Below are 17407 nucleotides of genomic sequence, written 5' to 3'. Positions count from 1 at the left end.
GCTCGCGCCGGGACACTTAGTCGTAGTCTGTCATATGCACACGCCGCCCACACACGCGGGGACGCGCCGGAGGGCCCCGGCTTCGAAGGCGTTACGGGGTATTCATCTGCGGTTCGCCGATTTCCGGATGACGAACGCTCGCGAACATGCTTGCGCTTCCGGTGTACGCTCGGCTCAGGCCGGCCCGGCCGCACCGCCGCGAGTGAGAATGGAGAGTGCCGATGAGTCATCAGTTCGCCAGCGCCGAGGCAGAGGTCACCCGCCTGTGCCAGGAGCTCATCCGCATCGACACGCAGAACTGGGGCAACAACAAGTGCAATCCCGAGCGTCCGGTCGCTGACCAGATCGCCGCCTGGTTCGCCGAGGTCGGCCTGGAGTCCCAAATCTACGAGTCCGCTCCCGGCCGCGCGACGCTGGTGACCCGGGTGCCGGGCACCGATCCCGAGGCGCCGGCGCTCGTCGTGCACGGTCACACCGATGTGGTTCCCGCCGATGCCTCCGAATGGTCTGTCGACCCGTTCGCCGGGGAGATCCGCGACGGTCTCGTCTGGGGTCGTGGAGCCGTTGACATGAAGGACATGGACGCGATGATCATCGCGGTCGTGCGTACGATGATGCGCGAGAATCTGCGCCCGCTCCGCGATCTCATCATCGTCTTCTTCGCTGATGAGGAGGCAGGCGGGCTCTACGGTTCGCAGTGGATGGCCAAGAACCATCCCGAGGTGTTCGACGGCGCCACCGAGGCGATCTCCGAGGTCGGCGGTTACTCCGTCGATATCCGCGGCCAGCGCGTGTATCTCGTCCAGACTGCGGAGAAGGGCATCGCCTGGCTCAAGCTCATCGCCCGCGGCACGGCCGGGCACGGCTCGCAGATCAACCGCGACAACCCGGTCACCAAGCTCGCCGAGGCGGTCGCGCGGATCGGCGCGTACGAGTGGCCTGAGCAGATGCCGCAGGCCACCCGCGACCTCCTCGTCGGCGTGTCCGAGCTCACCGGGATCCCCTTCAGTGCAGAGACCTACGGCGAGCTGCTCGACGAGCTCGGCTCGGTGGCCAAGTTCGTCGGCGCGACGTTCGCCAACACCTCGAACCCGTCGATGCTCGAAGCCGGGTATAAGCACAACGTCATCCCCTCGACCGCCTCGGCCTACATCGACTGCCGGCACCTGCCCGGTCAGTACGAGGACCTCAAGCTCAAGCTCAAGGAGCTCGCCGGCGAGGGTGTCGACATCGAAGAGGAGATCGTGGCCACCGCGCTCGAATCGCCCTTCGGCGGACGGCTCGTCGACACGATGGTCGCCTCCCTGCAGGAGGAGGACCCGGATGCCACAGTGCTGCCGTACACGCTCTCAGGCGGCACCGACAACAAGGCGCTCTCGCTGCTGGGGATCACCGGCTACGGCTTCGCACCGCTGCGCCTGACCCCGGATCTCGACTTCCCGGCGATGTTCCACGGTGTCGACGAGCGGGTGCCGGTCTCAGCTCTGGAATTCGGTGCCAGGGTGCTCGGCCGGTTCCTCATGGACGCCTGAGCCATCCGCACCTGTTCTCACTGCGGCAGCTGTCGCGGTGTCAGTCGTCGTCCTCCAGCCAGCGCTGACGGCGCTGGATGGAGGCGACGACGACGCCGAGGAGCACAAGCCCGATCGCGATGAACGTCTGCGGGCCGATCGGCGCAGCCCCGACGGGGAAGAGCAGGTCGCTGACGAGTGAGCCGAGCAGATTGCCGAACAGCGCCAGCAGGCTGATGAGCAGCACCCCCAGCCGGCCGACGGCCACGGTGGAGAAGCCGATGTACATGACGCCGAGCACACCGCCGATGAGCATCCACCACTGACCCGGCAGCTGCGGGAACCCGCTGATCGGCACGCCGGACAGGCGCACGAGGACAGCTGCGGCGAAGAGGAACAGCGAACCGACGAGGAAGTTCGTGAACGTCGCTGCGAATGCCGAGCGGGAGGCGGTGTTGAGGTTGCCGTTGAAGGCCTGCTGGAATGCCGTGAGCGCACCGGAGGTCAGCGGCAGCAGCGGCGCCCACAGGGGAACGCCGTGCGACAGTGCCCCGGAGGAGGACACGACGACGCCGAGGAGGACGATGATGACGCCGGCGACGCGGGGGACGCTCGGTGCCCTGCGTCCGCCTGGGCTCAGGTGGGTGTTGTCGACGATGATCCCGCCGAGCAGCTGACCGCACACGAACGACATGATGAATGTCGCCACGCCGAACAGCGGGACCGTCAGCGACTGGGCGATGACGACAGAGGCGCCGCCGATGCCGCCGGTGAACATCCACCACGGGAACTCGCGGCGGCGCACGAGCTGCCAGGCGCGTCCGAGTCCACGTCGGGCGGCGGGGGCGAACGGAATGGCGAGGCACAGGACGACGAAGCCGCCGGTGAAGGAGATGAACGCGGAATACAGGCCGTGGCCGAGGGCGGCGGCGAGGTGGCCGTTGGTGGTGCCCTGGATGGACATCGCGATGCCGGCGGCGATCATCGCCGCGGCTGACAGCAGCGCCGGCCCGCGGGAAGCGGTGGCCGTCATGCGGAGTGCTTGATGCGGATGATGCGGCGACGCAGCCACACGGTCTTCGACCCGCCCATCCCGATCCGGGTGCGCGCCAGCTCCCAGCGGCCGTATTCGGCTTCCTCGGTCAGCAGGCGGGCGGCTTCGGATCGGGTCATCTCCCGATGCAGGCTCACGGTCCGGAACTCGTACTCCACAGGTGTACGACGTCGCTTCACATTCCCTCCTTCGCTCCGATGAGATTATCACCAGGCCAGCCCGATTCCCGGGCGGCTCGCAAGGCGGACACGGCGTGGCCGGCGTGCACTATCCTGAGGCGTATGGTCCATCTGGTTCTCATCCGGCATGGGGAGAGCGATGCCAACGCCGCCGGCCTGCTGGCCGGCCGCACACCCGGGGTCGCGCTCACCGAGGCCGGCCGTGCCCAGATCCGCAGTCTGGCCGGCATCCTGCCGTTCGCCACGATCACCGCGCTGCGGCACTCACCGCTCATGCGGTGTGTGCAGACGACCGAAGAGCTGCTCGGCATCATCACCGTCGGCCAGACACGCGAGGACCCGGGCCTGGCCGAAGTCGACTACGGGCAGTGGAGCGGCCAGCCGCTCACCTCGCTCAAGGAGCACCCTGAGTGGGCGCGGGTGGCCGAAAGCCCCTCGACGATGGTCTTCCCCGGCGGGGAGTCGCTGCAGGCGGCGGCCTCTCGGGGGATCGCCGCAGCCGAGGCGCTGGTCGCCGAGCTGCGGCAGCGCACCGTGGCCAGTGGCGAGGATGAGAAGACCCAGGAGGACAGCGTCGGGATCATCGTCAGCCACGGTGACATCATCAAAGCGATCCTCGCCGATGCCCTCGGCAGCCCGCTCGACCGCTTCCAGCGCATCGCGGTGGCCCCGGGATCCTTCAGCGTCATCTCCTACCCGGCCACCGGGCATCCGGTCGTGACCGCCATGTCGGTCACCGCCGGCGGACGCCAAGCCGCCCCCGACCTCGGCGGCGGCCGATGACCGCTCCCGGTCAGGGGAGCGGCGGGCCAGGGGAGCGGCGGGCCAGGGGAGCGGCGGGCCGGTCAGATCGCGGAGATGACTCCGGCACCCAGCAGTGCGTAGATGACCAGGCCGATGATGACGCGGTACCACACGAAGACGGCGAACGAGCGGGTGGAGATGAACTTGAGGAACCCGACGATGACGACGTAGCCGACGACGAAGCTCACGAGTGTCGCCAGCGCGGTCGGGCCCCAGCCGAGCACCATCGGCTCGCCGATGCTCTTGAACAGGCCGTAGAAGCCCGAGGCCATGACGGCCGGGACGGCGAGCAGGAACGAGTAGCGGGCAGCGGCTTCGCGCTTGAAGCCCATGAGGCGGCCGGCGATGATCGTGCCGCCGGAGCGCGAGACACCGGGGATGAGGGCCATCGCCTGCGCGAGGCCGTAGAGGATGCCCTGACCCCAGGTCATGTCCTTGAGCTCATAGGTGCGCGAACCGTACTTGTCGGCCACGCCGAGGATGATGCCGAAGACGATGAGCATCGTCGCGGTGATCCACAGGCTGCGCAGCACAGTCTCGATCTGGCTTTCGAACAGCAAGCCGAGCACAGCGATCGGGATCGAGCCGAGGATGATGAGCCAGCCGAGCCGGACCTTCGGGTCGTCCTTGGGACCGCGTCCCACAAGCGCTTTGCACCAGGCGACGATAATGCTGGTGATGTCCTTCCAGAAGTACACGAGCACCGCGGTCTCGGTGCCAATCTGCACGATGGCGGTGAAGAACGCTCCCGGGTCCTCACCCGGCAGCAGGAACTCGCCGACGATCCGCAGATGTGCTGATGAGGAGATCGGCAGGAACTCCGTGAGTCCCTGCACGACTCCGAGGATCGCGGCGATGAGCCAATCCATGCACTTACTCCTAGCTGTAGGCACCCGCCAGCGGCGGTGTGGGCAGACTCCCGCGCCGGGGATCTGGCGGCGGGGTTGGGGTCAGCTCGGGGGATTCGTCACATGGCGGCGACGACGCACCGGCGGGCAGACCCACATCAGGGTAGACCCACTGATCAGGTAACCTCAAGGACTATGCACGTTCACCGCGTCGGAACATCAGGTCTGGAGCTCTCCGAGCTCGGACTCGGCACCTTCGACTGGGGTAGCAGGGTTGAGGCGGAGACCGCTCAGCAGCTCCTCGATTCCTACAGTGAGGCCGGAGGCACGACTCTTGAGCTGCCGTCGTTCGCCTCGCCGGCGGCCGATCTGCTCGGGAAGCTGACAGTCAGCCCCGAAGTCACTGTGTGCGCCCGTGTCGGCGTCGCCCAGCGCGGTGATGAACCGGTCCTCAGCCTGTCCCGGCAACAGGTGCTCAGACAGACCCGCGAGCTCCTACAGCGGATGCACCGGGACCACATCGAGGTCCTCGTCCTCGACGGCTTCGACGTGACCACGCCGCTGGAGGAGACCGCCTCAGCACTCGAGACGCTGCTGAGCGCCGGGGACATCGGCTATGTCGCCTGCGCTTATCATTCCGGCTGGCAGCTGGCCGCTGTCGCCGGCGCCGGCATCCCGGTGGTCGCTGCGTTCAACGAGCATTCGCTGCTCGAGCGCTCGGCAGAGACCGATGTCGCCCCGGCCGCTGACTATCTGGGCATCGGGATGGTCGCCGGTGCCGCGCTCGGCCGCGGCGTGCTCTCAGGCCAGTACGCCAGGGCCGTTCCGGCGGATTCGCGGGCAGCCGTCCACCGGGATGGCTATATGCAGGGGTATCTGAGCGATGATGCGCAGCGGATCGTGGCCGGCGTGAGCAAGGCCGCTTCGAGCCTGGAGATCGCCCCGGTCGATGTCGCGCTGGCCTGGATGCGCTCACAGGCGCCGGCCTGCAGCCTCATCAGCCCGCGTACGACCGATCAGCTCACGCAGCTGCTCAACAGCGATGCCGAACTGCAGCCGGAGATCCTCCAGGTCCTCGACCAGATCTCCGAACCCAGCTGACACCTCGGGCACGGCAACAGGCGCTGTTCAGGTGAGGGTGGGGCAGCAGCGCTCAGCGCTCACTGCTTGACGGTGACCTCATCGTCGTAATCGTCGTCGAAGTCGTCATCATCATCGTCTTCGTCGTAGTCATCGTCGTCATCGTCGAAATCATCATCGAAGTCGTCGTCATCGTCATCGTCGCCGAGGTCGGCCTTGGCATCTTCCTGATCATCGAAGAGCTCAAAGGGCGTGACCTCCTCGAATGCGCGATAGAGGGCGTCCTCGTAGATGTCGAAAGCCTCGGCCAAGGCCATGTAGGTGGCTTCGACTCGCGGGTCCTCATCGGAGGAACGGTGGGCCGCTGCAGCGTAGTGCTCGCGGATTGCCGAAAGGAACTCTTCCAGGGCCACATCGGGTTCAAGGCTCATGCCTCCAATGTACCCCCCTTCTGCTGGCCGCGTCACCAGTTCGAGCCGATGACGAGGGGAATCGAATGTCATAGGGTAAGGACTATGGCCGTCCCGATCTTCGAACACCCGTCACCCGACCGGTTCATCGCCGGGACCGTCGGCCTGCCGGGTGAGCGCACCTTCTTCCTCCAGGCTGCCTCCGAGGGGGTCGTCACCTCGGTGACGCTGGAGAAGGAGCAGGTCGAGATGCTCGGAGAGCGGATGGACGAACTGCTCGACATGGTCCGGGCCAAGGGGGCCAGCACCGTGCCGATCCCCGTCGGCCCTCTCGAGGAGCTCATCGACAACGCCGGGCTGGCGATGCCGGTCGACGCCGAGTTCATCGTCGGCACGATGAGCCTGGGCTGGGACACCCAGGCCGGGCTGCTCATCGTCGAATGCTTCGAACTCACCCAGCAGGATGCCGAGTCCGGCACGAGCGGCGACCCGGATGACGACTCCCAGGAGCGCCGCTCACTCAAGGTGACGCTGACCGCCGGCCAGGCCCGCGAGTTCGCCCGCCGCGCCGATCAGGTCGTCAATGCCGGACGCTCGGACTGCCCCTTCTGCGCGCTGCCGCTCGACCCGGCTGGCCACATGTGCCCGCGCGCCAACGGAATCGCGCGCTGATGCCGGATATGACCACCCGCAGCGGGCACAGCGACTCCAGTCCCGACTGGCCGGAGATCTCCGTCCGCATCGACACTCCGACGCACCTGTCCGAGGCTGACGACACCGCCAGCATCGTCGAGGTGCTCGCCGCCGGCGAGGTCCACCAGCTCGGGCGCATCCCGCATGCGTCGAACGACACCCGGCTCATCACCGTGTCAGCCGGTGACACGGTGCTGCGCGCAGTGTACAAGCCCGCCGCGGGGGAGCGGCCGTTGCACGACTTCCCGCACCAGTCCCTGGCCGGCCGGGAGGTCGCCTGCTTCGAACTCGGGCAGGCCATCGGCCTGCCGGTCGCCCCGCCGACGGTCATGCGCACCGACATGCCGGCCGGGCCGGGCTCGGTGCAGGCCTATGTCGAGACACTCAGCCCCGGTGATGCGCTCGTCGACATCTTCGAACCCGACGAGGTGCCTGAGGGCTGGGCTGCGATCTTCGCGGCCATGTCCGAAGACGGAGAGGACCTCATCGTCGCCCACGCCCTGGCACCGGCGCTGCGGCAGATCGCGCTATTCGACCTCATCGTCAACAACGCCGACCGCAAGGCCTCGCACATCCTCAGCGGCCACTACCGCTTCGACGGCACCGCCCCCGGTGTGTTCGGCATCGACCACGGCCTGACCTTCCACGCCGAACCGAAGCTGCGCACGGTGCTGTGGGGCTTCTGCGGCGAACCGTTCACCCCAGCCGAAGCCCGGCTGCTGGCCGAGGTTGCTGAGAGCACCGAACTCCACCACCGCCTCGGGAACTGGCTCACCGATGCCGAGGCAGACGCCACCGCTGCACGTGCTGCCGGCCTGGTTGATCTCGGGGCGTTCCCGCTGCCACCGGCGACCCGGACGCCGATTCCGTGGCCTCCGCTGTGACCTGGGCACGCTGACGCCTCCCGTTCCCGCGGGCCGGGATTTCGGCCGTGTTGAGGTCGCTGATTACTCACTCGTATGCTGGGAGCGTGAAACCATGGCAATCTCCTGATGTTCCCAGGCTCTCCAGCTCCGGCCGCGGCCCCGACGTCTACTGCACTGCAGAGCAGGGACCCGTACAGGCGCCAGGCAAGGAGAAGGTCGCGCGACTCTACGTCTGCGGGATCACCCCCTACGACTCGACACACCTCGGTCACGCCGCCACCTATGTGGCCTTCGACGTGCTGCAGCGAGTGTGGCGCGATGCCGGTGTGGAGGTGTCCTACGTCCAGAACATCACCGACATCGACGACCCGCTGCTCGAGCGGGCCGACGCCACCGGCGTCGACTGGCGGGATCTGGCCGACGGTGAGATCGAGCGGTTCCGCGGCGACATGGAAGCGCTGCGCGTCATCGCCCCCGACCACTACATCGGCGCCGTCGAGAGCATCGACCTCGTCGTCTCAGCCGTGACCGAGCTGCTGCACAACGGCTACGCCTACCGGCTCGACAACGGCGACGTGTACTACCGTGTCAACGCCGCGATCAAACCGGCCTTTGGCTCGGAATCGCACTACGACCGCGAGACGATGATGCGGCTGTTCGGCGAACGCGGAGGAGACCCGGACACACCCGGCAAGGAGGACCCGCTCGATGCGCTGCTGTGGCGCGCCGAACGCGAAGGCGAACCGTCCTGGGACGGCGGCGAGCTCGGTCCCGGCCGACCCGGCTGGCACATCGAATGCGCGGCCATCGCCAATGAGTACCTCGGCTTCCCGCTCACCATCCAGGGCGGCGGCTCAGACCTCATCTTCCCGCACCACGAGATGTGCGCAGCCCATGCGACCGCGCTGACCGGTGAGCCGTTCGCGCAGGTGTTCATGCACACCGGCATGGTCGGCTACGAGGGCGAGAAGATGAGCAAGTCCCGCGGCAACCTCGTCTTCGTCTCCAAGCTGCGCGAATCCGGTGTCGACCCGATGGCCGTGCGGCTGACCCTGCTGGCCCACCACTACCGCTGCGACTGGAGCTACTCCGACGAGGTGCTCGAGCAGGCCCAGCAGCGCCTGGCCACGTGGCGCAAGGCCGCCGAACTCGGCTCGACGGTCAGCGCCGCTGACGTCATCGACGATGTGCGCCACGACCTCAGCGACGACCTCGACACGCCCTCAGCCCTGTCGACCCTCGACCGGTGGGCTGCCACGACGAGCAGCGAGGGCTCACGGGCCGACACCGAGGAGATCGTCGAGGCCATCGACGCGCTCCTTGGCATCAAGCTCTGAGGGCTTCTGCCTCGGAACTGACGACCGGCCCTGCACCTGATGGTGCCGGGCCGGTGCCGTCTCAGCTTCCGTCGCGGCGCCGGTGCTGCAGGTAGCGCTCGAACTCGCGGGCGATCGCCTCGCCCTTGGCTTCGGGCAGCTCGGAGGTCTCAGCGACCGATTCGAGGTGCTCGACGTGATCCTGCAGGTCGGGGTTGGCCTCGACGAACTCCTCGACACCGAACTCCCAGGCGCGGGCATCCTCGACGAGATCGTGCTGGGGGACGACGAACCCGGTCAGGTCCTCAAAAGCACCGAGCAGCGACAGGATCGCCTTCGGCGAGGTGGTGCCGGCGACATATCCGGGCACGGACACCGTCAGGGTGACCGCCGGGATGCGCTGCTCGGCGAGCATGACGGCGAAGATCTCCAGCAGGCCAGCGGTTCCTTCACCGTAGGCCGATTCGACGCCGTCGTAGGCGGAGACGATGTCGGACTGCTCGCTCGTGACCGCCACCGGCAGCGGCCGGCGGTGGGAGACCGCCGCGGCGGCACCGCTGATGAGCACCACCCGGTCGCCGGAACGCGCGCCGTCGAGCAGCACCTCGAAGGCATCAGCCCAGTAGAAGGTCGGTTCCGGTCCGATCATGACGATGACGTTGATCGGCGTGCCCGGCACCGTCCCGGTATAGGTCTCGATGCACGGCCATTCGACTTCAGCGCTCATACCGGAGCGGCGCAGCCGCGGGCGCACCAGCGTGTAGTCGTAGTAGCCATCGGTCAGCAGGTCCTCAGCCGGGCGCAGATCCCACGCCTCGACGAGGTGGTGCGCGGCGTCAACGGCGCTCTGACCTGCGTCATCCATACCTTCGACGGCGATGATCCGCAGCCAGCGATCGGAGGGAGGCAGAAAGTCCATGGGCACAGACTACGCTAGGAGGCATGCGACATTACTCGGCAGTCCTGTGGGACATGGACGGCACTCTCGTCGACACCGAACCGTACTGGATCACCGCCGAAACGGAGCTCATGCACGCCCACGGCCTCGACTGGGACGAGGAGAAGGGCATGCTCATGGTCGGCAACGAGCTGCTGACCTCTGCCCACATCCTCATCGCCCACGGCCTGACGCTGCCGGCTGAGGAGATCGTCGAACTGCTCCTCGACCGGGTCATCGAGCTCATCGGCGAGCATGTGCCGTTCCGGCCCGGAGCCCGTGAGCTGCTGGCAGACCTGCAGGCCAACAATGTGCCGTGCGCGCTGGTGACGATGTCGTATCGGCGGCTCGCCGAGGCCGTCGCCGCCGCCTGCCCGGAGGGTGCGTTCGCAGCCTTGGTCACCGGCGACGAGGTGCCGGCCGGCAAACCGGATCCGGCGCCGTATCTCATCGGCGCCGCACACCTCGGCGTGGCACCTGAGGCGTGTGTGGCGTTCGAGGACTCCGTCCCAGGACTCACGAGTGCCGAGTCCGCAGGCACCATCGCCTTCGGGGTGCCGCATCTGGTGCCGATTCCCGAACAGCCTGGCCGGCGGCTCGTGCCGACCCTGGAGGGGATGAGCGCCCAGTCGCTCGACGGTCTCATCGGCGAAGCCGTCCCGCACGGGCCCGGCGTCGCTGACGCCCAGCAGTCCGACGACGGCCACTGAGGCTGCAGGATCCTGCAGCCTGGCTCAGTCGGTGGTGCCTGAGAGCAGGTCGGCACCGGCGATCTCGGTGATCGCCGGAGCCTCTGGAGGTGTATTGCCCCATGCCGGGCACATCGGCTTGAACGAGCACCAGTTGCACAGCGGGGAACGCCGCGGACGCCAGCGCCCGGTCTGAGCGGCATCGGTGATCTCATTCCAGATGCCGCGAACTTCGAACTCGGTGCGCTCGATGTCACCCATCGTCGGCTGCATGTCGATCGAGCTGCGCGAACCGAGGTAGAGCAGCTTGAGGGTGTGCACAAGCTGGCCCTCTGCCAGGTAGTGCATGAGGGCATAGAAGCGCATCTGGAAATCAGCCTCACGGCCGTACTGCGGTTTGGGCTGCTTGCCGGTCTTGTAGTCGACGAGCCGCACCGCCCCGCCCGGGGCGGCATCGACGCGGTCGATGAACCCGCGTAGCACCGGACCGCCTTCGAGCGGCACCTGCACGAACTCCTCACGCCGATCCGGTTCGAGCATCTGCGGGATCTCCAACGCGAAGTACGACCGGCACAGCTCGGCTGACTCGTTGAGCAGCCGGCGGCGATCCTCCTCATCGGGGAAGAGCTCAGCGACGCGCCCGTCCTCGTCAGTCAGCCGGTTCAGCTCGATGGGAAGCAGCTCAATCGTCTTCTCCCACGTCCGTTCGGGAGCGACCGCGTCGAAGAGGCGTTCGAGCACCGCGTGGACGAGGGTGCCGCGGAAGGCGACCGGTGACAGCGGCTCGGGAATCTTGTCGACCGTGCGGAAGCGGAACTTCAGCGGGCACTGGACGAAGTCATTGGCCCGGGACGGAGAGAGCGCGACGAGTTTGGCCATACCCGAAACCCTACCGGCCACCGCTGACATCACTGACCGGTCTGTCCTCGGCATGGGCGCTCAAAGTCAGCAGGGCATCCCCTTTAGGATGGTGGACATGACTGAGGCGAGCACGAAGCCAAACCCCCCGGCCAAACGCACCGGGGCGTCGAACGGGCTCATCATCGGCCGGGTCTTCGGCGCTCCCGTCGTCCTCGCCTGGTCCTGGTTCATCGCCGCAGTCATCATCACGGTGCTCTTCGCCCCATGGGTCTCCAGCGTCCGGCCCGACCTCGGGATCCTCGCCTGGATCGTCGCATTCGCCTACGCGGTGTTCCTCTTCGCTTCCGTCTTCCTCCACGAACTCGCCCACGCCATCGCAGGAGCTGCTGTCGGGCAGAAGGTCGCTGCGATCGAGCTGAACATCTGGGGCGGCTTCACCCGGTTCGAACCCAAGATCGAAGAGGATCCGAAGCGAGCGGCCTCGACGAGCTTCATCATCTCCGTCGTCGGCCCGGTCATCAACCTCGTCCTCGCCGGTCTCGGCTGGCTGGCCATGGGCGCCTTCGAACAGTCATCGGTGGCGTGGCTGCTGCTCATCGCCGTCACGTTCGCCAATGCGGCACTGGGCATCATCAACCTGCTGCCGGGCATCCCGCTCGACGGCGGCTGGGCGATCCAGGCGCTCATCTGGCGCGGCACCAGCAGCCAGTACCTCGGCACCGTCATCGCCGCCTGGATCGGGCGGATCATCGCCACCGGATTCGTCTTCTGGGCTGTCGTCACCCCGCTGCTGCGCGGTGAGCGCCCCGACCTCATCACCGTGCTGTGGATGTCGGCGATCGCGTTCATGCTGTGGTTCTCCGCCAGCGACGCCGTCACCCAAGCCAAACGCGCCCGCCGCATGGAGACCTACGATCTGCGCTCCGTCATCCAGCCGGCGATCGCCGCCACCCACGATTCGACCATCGAGCAGACCCTCGGCTTCGCCGACTCGCTGGGCAAGGGCCCCTCAGTGATCATCGTCGTGCTCAACGAGCGCGGGCTGCCGTATGCGTTCCTCGATCGCCACGCCGCTTCGCAGGTGCCGATCGGGGCGCAGCGCACTGAGATGATCGCCGATTTCGCCCGGCCCTTCGGCGGGTGGATCGGCGTACCGGAAGACATCACGGCCCCGCACCTGCTCGAATCGCTGACCCACCGGCCGAAGGCCGCGTACTGCATGGTGATGCGCGGCTCGACCCTCACCGGTGTCATCGACTTACAGGAGTTCTTCGACGAACTCCTCGCCGACTGAGCTGCCAGCCACCGCGACGCCTGCGTTCACGCAGTGAGAGACCTGACCAGGCGGTCGGGCCAGGGACTAGAGTGGAGAGCATATGAATGCACAGCAGGCTTCCGGCGCGCCCGTGCGGCGCGGCCCCTTCCGGATCGGCGACAAGGTCCAGCTGACCGACCCGAAGGGTCGACTGCAGACGATCGTGCTGACTCCAGACGGCACCACCCACGCCCACACCGGCACGCTCGACCACGCCCAGCTCATCGGCCAGCCCGAGGGCGTCGTCGTGCGCAACTCCAGCGGCACCGCCTACCAGGCGCTGCGCCCGCTGCTGGAGGACTTCGTGCTGTCGATGCCGCGCGGAGCGGCCGTCATCTACCCGAAGGACGCCGCGCTCATCACCACGCTCGGCGACATCTTCCCCGGCGCAGTCGTCGTCGAAGCCGGTGTCGGCTCCGGTGCCCTGACCCTGTCGCTGCTGCGCGCGGTCGGCGACCGGGGCCGCGTCCACTCCTTCGAAATGCGTCCGGACTTCGCAGAGATCGCCGCCGGCAACATCGCTGACTTCTTCGGCGGGGAGCACCCGGCATGGTCGTGCACCACCGGCGATCTCGCCCAGGAGCTGCCGAAAGCCTTCGGACCCGGCGAAGTCGACCGGGTCGTCCTCGACATGCTCGCCCCATGGGAATGCCTGTCGGCCGTCACCGAGGCCCTCATTCCCGGGGGAGTGCTGACCATCTACGTCGCCACCGCCACCCAGCTCTCGCGCACCGCCGAGGCGATCCGCGCCACCCGCATGTACACCGAACCGCACGCGATGGAGTCGATGATCCGCGACTGGCACCTCGAAGGACTGGCGGTGCGCCCAGTCCACCGGATGATCGGCCACACCGGGTTCCTGCTCTTCGCCCGCCGGCTCGCTCCCGGCGTCGACCCGCTCGAGCGCAAGAAGCGCCCGCAGGGCTCCGAACCCAGTGCTGAGGACCGCGCCCACTGGGAAGGCGGAGAGTTCACCGACGAGACCATCGGCCACCGGTACGCAACCGGCAAGAAGATGCGCCGCCTCAAGCGCGAGGTCGGATCCCGGCAGAAGGCCGAGGACGCCGCCGAAGAGACGGCGGCAGCCGCCAACGACGACCCCACCGCGAAGGAGGACCAGTGAGCCCCACCACCCCGGATCCCACCGCGGATCTTGCCAAGCTGCGCAAGGACTCAGCCCAGCTGCGCCAGCAGCTGTTCAACGCCTCGAAGCGCAACGAGGCTCTGGCGAAGACACTGCGCCAGGCACGCGACGAACTCGCCCGGATCCGCACCGAAGCCGAGCGGATGTCCGATCCGCCGAACTCCTTCGGCACCGTCCTGGAAGTCGTCACCGACGCTGAAGGCGTCCCCGAACTCGACGTCCACGTCTCCGGGCGCCGGATGCGCGTGGCGATCTCGACAGAGCTCGACACCGCTGAGCTGCGCCCGGGCATCCAGGTGCGCCTGTCCGAAGGGCTCGTCGCGCTCGAAGCCTGTGACTACAACCGGGTCGGCGATGTCGTCACCGTCCGCGAGGTGATGAGCGATGACCGGATCCTCATCGGCACCCCCGGAGACGACGAGCAGGTCTACATTCTCTCAGCTGTGCTGCAGGAGGAGGGCGTGCGTCCCGGTGACGCCGTGCTCGTCGACACCCGCACCCGGTTCGCTTACGAGAAGATCGCCAAGCCCGAGGTGTCCTCGCTGCTGCTCGAGGCCGTCCCGGACATCTCGTACAACGACATCGGCGGTCTGGAAGCCCAGATCGACATGATCCAGGATGCTGTCGAAATGCCCTTCGAGCATCCGGAACTCTACACCGAGCACGGCCTCAAGCCGCCCAAGGGCATCCTGCTCTACGGTCCGCCCGGCTGCGGCAAGACGCTCATCGCCAAGGCCGTTGCCCACTCCCTGGCTCAGCGCCGCGGAGATGCGACGACGCGTTCGTACTTCCTCAACATCAAGGGCCCTGAGCTGCTCGACAAGTACGTCGGCGAGACCGAACGCCAGCTGCGGCTCATCTTCGCCCGGGCACGGGAGAAGGCGACAGCCGGTTCACCGGTCGTTGTGTTCTTCGATGAGATGGAGTCGCTGTTCCGCACTCGCGGCACCGGCAAGTCGTCCGATGTCGAGACGACGATCGTCCCGCAGCTGCTGGCCGAGATCGACGGTGTCGAGCAGCTAGAGAACGTCATCGTCATCGGTGCCTCGAACCGCGAGGACCTCATCGACCCAGCGATCCTGCGCCCAGGCCGGCTCGACGTCAAGATCCGCATCCAGCGCCCGGACCGCTCTGGTGCTGCCGAGATCTTTTCGAAGTACCTCGTGCCGGAGCTTCCGCTGCACGAGACGGTGCTCGACGCTGACGAGGGCTCACGCGTGCAGGCCGTCGAGGCGCTCATCTGGCGGTGTGTGGAGCGGATGTACGCCCACAGCGAGGAGAACGAGTTCGTCGAGGTCACCTACGCTGACGGCAGCACCGAAGTGCTGTACTACTCCGACTTCGCCTCCGGGGCGATGATCTCCAACATCGTCGACCGGGCGAAGAAGCATGCGATCAAGGCGCTGCTGGCCGACGGGCAGCGCGGCATCAGCTGGGAGCACCTTGAACAGGCGATCGTCGAGGAGTTCTCCGAACACGAGGACCTGCCCAACACCTCGAACCCGGACGAATGGTCCCGGATCTCCGGACGCAAGGGCGAGCGCGTCACCCACCTGCGGATGCTCGGCCAGCAGCGCTCACAGGCTGCTGAGGCCGATGCGCGAGCCGAACGCGACCGGCAGCTCGACGCCGAGGTGCGCGCCGCCCCGGGCACGGTGGGCGAACCGGAGACCGCGACCCCGGACCCGGACCTGCTGTGAGCCGGGGCTGCCCGTCAGCTCAGCGCGCCGAGCGTCCGGCTACGGCGGTGGCGATGACCCGCCAGCCAACGAGGGTGACGAGGTTGAGGCTGGCGGCCACGACGATGAACGGGCCCTCGGTGCCCTCGCCAGTCAGCGCCCGGATCACAAGACCGAGCAGCACGGTCGTCGCCCACAGGCCGGTGCCGGTGCGCAGCGGCGCGAGCGGGGCGGCCCAGACGGCGTTGAGCAGCCAGGCGATGACGAGCCCGGCGAGGAACGGCCAGGCGGTGCCAAGGATCTGCTCGGGCACCAGCGACTGGTGGTGCGTGTAGTGGCCGACGACCGTGAACAGCGCGACCAGGCACGCGTCGACGACGATGGCGATGAACAGGTGAGATGATTTCTTTGCAGCCACGCAACGATTCTACGTCCGCGCCGGCGGCAGACAGGAGGAGGACATGCTGAGTGTCACACGGGTCATGGGAGCGGAGACCGAGTTCGGGATCTCTCAGCCCGGTCGCCCGCACGCCAACCCGATGCGCGATTCCGCCCGCGTCATCGACGCCTACGCAGGTCCGCGGGGCCTGAAGTCCTCTCAGAGCTTCTGGGACTTCGACACCGAATCGCCGCTGGCTGACGCCCGCGGCTTCATCATGAACGAAGCCCAGGCCCACATCTCGCAGCTGACCCACCTGCCGCAGGCGCAGCCGGACGCCCAGTACCTGGCCAACGTGGTGCTGGAGAACGGCGCCCGCTACTACGTCGACCACGCCCACCCCGAGTACTCCTCACCGGAGACGCTGACCCCGCGCGATGTGATGCTGTGGGACCGGGCCGGGGATGTCGTGGCGCTGCGCTCGGTCGAGGCGCTGGCCGGTGGCGAGGAGCCGGTCAATCTGTACAAGAACAACACCGACTCCAAGGGCGCAAGCTACGGCGCGCACGAGAACTACCTCGTCGACCGGAATGTCGACTTCGATGAGCTGGCCGCCTGCCTCATCCCGTTCTTCACCACCCGGCAGATCCTCTGCGGAGCCGGCCGGGTCGGGATCGGTGCCTCGGGGGAGGAGCCGGGCTATCAGATCTCCTCGCGGGCGGACTTCTTCGAAGCCGAGATCGGGCTCGAGACGACGCTGCGCCGGCCGATCGTCAACACCCGCGACGAACCGCACGCCGATCCGCTGCTCTACCGGCGCCTGCACGTCATCATCGGCGATGCGACCATGGCCGAGCCGGCCACCCTTGTGCGCTTCGGTTCGACCTCGCTCGTCCTCGGTCTCATCGAGTCTGGCCGGTGCCCGCGCATCGAACTCGCCGACCCGGTCGCAGCCCTGCAGCAGGTGTCCCATGACCTGAGCCTGTCCGCCCCGCTGGAGCTGGCCGACGGATCGCATATGACCGCCATTGAGATCCAGCGGCTGTACTGGCAGGCCGCCGCCGAGGCGGTGGGCGCCTCAGCAGATAAGGACACTGCCGAGGTGGTCGAGATGTGGGATAGATTCCTCACCGAGCTGGCCGAGGACCCGATGCGGCTTGCCGCCGAGATCGACTGGGTCGCCAAACTGCAGCTGCTGACCCGCTATCAGGAACGCGAATCGCTGCCGTGGAACCACCCGAAGCTCGCCCTCATCGACGTGCAGTACCACGACGTGCGCCCGGCCAAGGGCCTGTTCTACAAGCTCGAGGCAGCCGGGCGGATCCGGCGGTTCACCACCGATGAGCAGGTCGCCCACGCCGTGGAGAACCCGCCGGAGGACACGCGCGCCTACCTGCGCGGCCGCGTGGTAGAGAAGTTCACCGACTCCCTCATCTCCGCCAGCTGGGACTCCCTCGTCTTCACCACCGGCGGCGAACGGCTGGTCCGGGTGCCGATGAAGTACCCGCTCAAGGGCACCAAGGAGCTCGTCGGCGAGATCGTCGAGTCAGCCGGCAGCGTCGATGAGCTGTTGAAATCATTGGGCATCACTACACTTGAGGACAGCAGTCCCCGAGTCCACCGCGACAGGAATGAGGTGTGA

General features: G+C 67.4%; 18 protein-coding genes. 11 read left to right on the top strand and 7 right to left on the bottom strand.

Features of this window, described 5'->3' with window-relative positions; translation table 11 throughout:
• Positions 1-221: 221 nt before the first annotated feature.
• Entirely contained in the window at positions 222-1532 is a 1311-nt protein-coding gene (locus B4E96_RS02125; RefSeq protein ID WP_286956234.1) for a M20/M25/M40 family metallo-hydrolase, read from the top strand.
• A gap of 40 nt (positions 1533-1572) precedes the next feature.
• On the opposite strand, the gene B4E96_RS02120 is transcribed toward B4E96_RS02125, so the two are convergent.
• Both B4E96_RS02120 and B4E96_RS02115 read right to left on the bottom strand, forming a co-directional pair.
• A complete protein-coding gene (locus tag B4E96_RS02120) occupies positions 1573-2544 on the bottom strand; it encodes a DMT family transporter (protein WP_259844463.1) in 972 nt (323 codons plus the stop codon).
• A complete protein-coding gene (locus B4E96_RS02115; RefSeq protein WP_311197719.1) occupies positions 2541-2723 on the bottom strand; it encodes a DUF5703 family protein in 183 nt (60 codons plus the stop codon). The genes B4E96_RS02120 and B4E96_RS02115 overlap by 4 nt, the downstream gene beginning before the upstream one ends.
• A 123-nt stretch (positions 2724-2846) precedes the next feature.
• On the opposite strand from B4E96_RS02115, the gene B4E96_RS02110 reads away from it, so the two are divergent.
• Positions 2847-3527 (top strand): histidine phosphatase family protein, encoded by a 681-nt coding sequence (locus tag B4E96_RS02110; protein WP_102160109.1) that lies wholly within the window; start codon positions 2847-2849, stop codon positions 3525-3527.
• A 62-nt stretch (positions 3528-3589) separates the two neighbouring features.
• On the opposite strand, the gene B4E96_RS02105 is transcribed toward B4E96_RS02110, so the two are convergent.
• Positions 3590-4417 carry an undecaprenyl-diphosphate phosphatase gene (locus tag B4E96_RS02105; protein ID WP_259855246.1) on the bottom strand — a complete coding sequence of 276 codons (828 nt, stop codon included), beginning with the start codon at positions 4415-4417 and terminating at the stop codon, positions 3590-3592.
• 174 nt (positions 4418-4591) lie between these two features.
• Here B4E96_RS02105 and B4E96_RS02100 point away from each other — a divergent pair, with 174 nt between their 5' ends.
• On the top strand, positions 4592-5497 hold the full coding sequence (locus tag B4E96_RS02100) for an aldo/keto reductase (protein WP_217004871.1): 906 nt from the start codon (positions 4592-4594) through the stop codon (positions 5495-5497).
• 59 nt (positions 5498-5556) lie between these two features.
• Here the strand turns inward: B4E96_RS02100 and B4E96_RS02095 are convergent, their stop codons facing one another.
• Entirely contained in the window at positions 5557-5907 is a 351-nt protein-coding gene (locus B4E96_RS02095; RefSeq protein WP_217004873.1) for a hypothetical protein, read from the bottom strand.
• A gap of 84 nt (positions 5908-5991) precedes the next feature.
• On the opposite strand from B4E96_RS02095, the gene B4E96_RS02090 reads away from it, so the two are divergent.
• From B4E96_RS02090 to mshC, 3 genes are all read left to right on the top strand, one after another.
• Positions 5992-6558, top strand: coding sequence for a DUF3090 domain-containing protein (locus B4E96_RS02090; protein ID WP_146004287.1), 567 nt, complete (start codon positions 5992-5994; stop codon positions 6556-6558).
• Positions 6559-6566: 8 nt separating this feature from the next.
• Positions 6567-7463: an SCO1664 family protein gene (locus B4E96_RS02085; protein WP_170274099.1), complete on the top strand. Its 897-nt coding sequence runs from the start codon at positions 6567-6569 to the stop codon at positions 7461-7463.
• Positions 7464-7549: 86 nt separating this feature from the next.
• Positions 7550-8782 (top strand): cysteine--1-D-myo-inosityl 2-amino-2-deoxy-alpha-D-glucopyranoside ligase, encoded by a 1233-nt coding sequence (gene mshC / locus B4E96_RS02080; RefSeq protein WP_102160101.1) that lies wholly within the window; start codon positions 7550-7552, stop codon positions 8780-8782.
• A 61-nt stretch (positions 8783-8843) separates the two neighbouring features.
• Here mshC and B4E96_RS02075 read toward each other — a convergent pair whose 3' ends face one another.
• A complete protein-coding gene (locus B4E96_RS02075; RefSeq protein ID WP_102160099.1) occupies positions 8844-9680 on the bottom strand; it encodes a PAC2 family protein in 837 nt (278 codons plus the stop codon).
• A gap of 23 nt (positions 9681-9703) precedes the next feature.
• Between B4E96_RS02075 and B4E96_RS02070 the strand changes: the two genes are divergently transcribed.
• A complete protein-coding gene (locus B4E96_RS02070; protein WP_102160097.1) occupies positions 9704-10408 on the top strand; it encodes an HAD family hydrolase in 705 nt (234 codons plus the stop codon).
• A gap of 24 nt (positions 10409-10432) precedes the next feature.
• Here the strand turns inward: B4E96_RS02070 and B4E96_RS02065 are convergent, their stop codons facing one another.
• Complete coding sequence (locus B4E96_RS02065; protein ID WP_102160095.1) at positions 10433-11266, bottom strand: RecB family exonuclease; 834 nt, start codon at positions 11264-11266, stop codon at positions 10433-10435.
• A gap of 97 nt (positions 11267-11363) precedes the next feature.
• Here B4E96_RS02065 and B4E96_RS02060 point away from each other — a divergent pair, with 97 nt between their 5' ends.
• The 3 genes from B4E96_RS02060 to arc all read left to right on the top strand — a co-directional run bounded on the left by B4E96_RS02060 (position 11364) and on the right by arc (position 15407).
• The gene (locus B4E96_RS02060) at positions 11364-12542 is read left to right on the top strand and encodes a site-2 protease family protein (RefSeq protein WP_170274098.1); all 1179 of its coding nucleotides are present in this window, start codon (positions 11364-11366) and stop codon (positions 12540-12542) included.
• A gap of 82 nt (positions 12543-12624) precedes the next feature.
• A complete protein-coding gene (locus tag B4E96_RS02055; protein ID WP_286956231.1) occupies positions 12625-13686 on the top strand; it encodes a tRNA (adenine-N1)-methyltransferase in 1062 nt (353 codons plus the stop codon).
• Entirely contained in the window at positions 13605-15407 is a 1803-nt protein-coding gene (arc, locus tag B4E96_RS02050; RefSeq protein ID WP_375545096.1) for a proteasome ATPase, read from the top strand. The genes B4E96_RS02055 and arc overlap by 82 nt, the downstream gene beginning before the upstream one ends.
• A 19-nt stretch (positions 15408-15426) precedes the next feature.
• On the opposite strand, the gene B4E96_RS02045 is transcribed toward arc, so the two are convergent.
• Complete coding sequence (locus B4E96_RS02045; protein WP_170274096.1) at positions 15427-15804, bottom strand: DUF3054 domain-containing protein; 378 nt, start codon at positions 15802-15804, stop codon at positions 15427-15429.
• Between the two features lie 43 nt (positions 15805-15847).
• Between B4E96_RS02045 and dop the strand changes: the two genes are divergently transcribed.
• Positions 15848-17407 carry a depupylase/deamidase Dop gene (dop, locus tag B4E96_RS02040; protein WP_286956230.1) on the top strand — a complete coding sequence of 520 codons (1560 nt, stop codon included), beginning with the start codon at positions 15848-15850 and terminating at the stop codon, positions 17405-17407.

The sequence above is a fragment of the Brevibacterium sp. UBA7493 genome (assembly GCF_002479565.1).
GTDB classification, from domain to species: Bacteria; Actinomycetota; Actinomycetes; order Actinomycetales; family Brevibacteriaceae; genus Brevibacterium; species Brevibacterium luteolum.
This window is presented reverse-complemented; position numbering and strand designations above follow the sequence as displayed.